The sequence below is a fragment of the Streptomyces sp. NPDC058157 genome (genome assembly GCF_042884105.1).
Lineage (GTDB): Bacteria > Actinomycetota > Actinomycetes > Streptomycetales > Streptomycetaceae > Streptomyces.
Map to the genome: position 1 here is coordinate 1 of NZ_JBHVUQ010000395.1, position 2383 is coordinate 2383.

The 2383-nt window shown below is 76.3% G+C and carries 1 protein-coding gene and 1 pseudogene; both read left to right on the forward strand.

Annotated elements, in window-relative coordinates; genetic code table 11:
• The coding region (locus ACFVXK_RS38230; protein ID WP_389621893.1) for a DUF4132 domain-containing protein at positions 1-793 on the forward strand (793 nt) is incomplete at its 5' end.
• Positions 790-2383 (forward strand): annotated as a pseudogene (locus ACFVXK_RS38235) (DNA-binding protein); the annotation flags it as partial. The gene ACFVXK_RS38230 and the pseudogene ACFVXK_RS38235, both read left to right, overlap by 4 nt.

The window sequence follows — 2383 nt, forward strand, 5'->3', positions numbered from 1 at the left end:
GCGGCCCACGGGGCGGCAGTTGAAGACGGTCCCCAAGGCCCTGCGCGACCATCCCGAGGTGGACCGGCTGCGCCGCCTCGCCGAGTGGCTCGACCGGCACGAGGCGGCCTGCGTGGCCCAGGTCGACGGCTGGATGGTCTCCTCGCTGCCGGTGCCGACCGCACTGCTGGCCCGGGTCTGGCGCGACGAGGCCTGGCGCAGCGCCCTGCGCGACCTGGCCGTCGTCGGCGACGACGACCCCGACGAGGTGGGCTTCCTGCGCGACGCCACCGACGCGGGCGAGCTCAAGGTGGTCAACCTCGACGGGGAGACCGTACGCCTCTCCCCGCGCACGGTGACCCTGCCGCACCCGGTGCTGCTGCCCGACCTGGACGACGTACGGGAGTTCGCGGCCGACCTGGACATCACCCAGCGCGTGGAGCAGATCCACCGGCCGACCTGGACCCGGCCCGAGGACCTGAAGGCCTCCGCCCACGAGGTACGGGACTACGCGGGCGGGAAGTTCCCCTCCCGGTTCAGCCTCGCGGCCCGCGCCACCGGTCTCGGCTACCGGGTCTCCGGCGGCTACGCCACCTGCCGGGTCCGCGACGGCGGGCGGACGGTGGAGGCGGCCGTGTGGATCGGCGAGCCCTACTGGGAGGACGAGTCGGAGACCGGCGCCCTGAGCTGGCACGACGAGGAGGGCCGGGCCGTACGGCTCGGCGAGGTCGGACCGGTCGCCTGGTCCGAGGGGATGCGGATGGCCGCGGCGCTGTACGCCGGGCGCAAGATCGAGGAGGGCGGGAACGCATGAGCACCGAGACCACCGACGCACAGGCCGGGACGGACACGGACGGCGGCGCCCGTACCGCGAGTGCCGAACTCCTCGCCGCCGGCGCGGTCCTGCCCGAGGACACCGCGGACGCGGGCCCCGGCGCCGTGCCGCTGACCGCCCGGACGTACCGTCACCCGGCCCTCGGGGACGAGCGGGTCGTCGTCCGGCTGGCCGCGGCCGAACTGGGCGCCGCCGAGGACCTGGCGGCCGGATTCCTGGGCCTCGTACCGGAGGGCGAGCACGCCGTCGTCGGCCTCGGCCGCCGGCAGGCGCTCGGCTTCCCCGAGTGGGTCCTCGTGCACCACCCCGGGGACGGGCACCACGCGCTCGCCCTGGTCCCGGAGCTGGACCGGCTGGCCCGGCAGGCGAAGACCAAGCCCAAGGCGGCCCTCGACGCCTGCACCGAGATCTGCGAACGGCTCGCCGCCTCCCTGCCGCACTTCCTGCCCGTCTTCCAGGAGCAGGCCGCCCGCGTCTTCCTCGCCGTCGAGAACACCACGTACGCCGCCCAGCTGTTCGGCCGGGCCCGCGCCGCCGAGGCCCGCTACGGCCTGGCCGTCGACGAGGACCGACTCGACGCCGTCTTCCTCGAGTTCGCCCTGGCCGGCGCCCTGCCGGTGAAGGTGCTCACCGGCTACGGCAAGGAGCTCGCCCAGCGGGTCTCCCCCACCGAGGCCTTCACCCGCTTCCGCCGCCTGTGCGTCCGCCGCACCGCGGGCGGCCTCCCGCCGTCCGCGCAGGCCACGACCGAGCTGCGCCGCCTGGCCCGCGCGGCCGGGCTGGGCGGGAACCTGCCCGAGCAGGAGTACCTCGCCGAACTGCTGCCGCTGCCCGCCACCCTGCGCGCGGCGGCCGGCTGGTGGAAGTCCCACCGCGCCGCGCTCATCGCGCTGGCCAAGCGGGTCCCCTCCGTACGCGGCACCCTGCTCGGCATGGTGCCGGGCGGCACCGGCGAGGCGGGCGAACTGTCCGCCCTGTGGCTGGAGGTGCTGGAGGAGTCCGGGGCCACCGCCGGACTGGCCGACGCCTCCCTGCCCGACGCGGAGCGCTCCCCCGACGGCGCCGCCGGCTGGCTGGAACGCTTCCACACCGCCCGCCACAACGGCTGGGGCAACCCGCCCGCCGTCCCGGCCCTCCTCGACCTCGTGGTCCGCTGCGCCGGGACCCTGCGCGAGGAACTCGCCCGGCCCGGCCGGGAACAGGGGCTGCGCCTGGGCCTGCAGGACGTCAACCTGCTCGACCTGCTGCTCTCCCTGGGCCTGCCCGTGGCGGACCCGGGGGACGGCCCGCGGAACGTCCTCGGCCTGGAGGAGTGGAACCGCTCGCCCGACCCCCGCGACCTGGTGGCCCTGTGCGCCGACGAGCGGCTGCGCCCCGCCTTCTTCCGCACCCTCGACCGGTTCAACAGCCACATGTCGAACGGCCGGGAGACCGTGCGCCGGCTCGCCGTGACCGCCGGCAGCGGCCCGCTGATCGCGGAATGGGTCCGCCGGGTGGCCGCCGAGTCCACGGCGACGGCCCTGCCCGACCTGCCCGAGGCGATCCGCCGGCTGACCTGGCTGCCCTCCG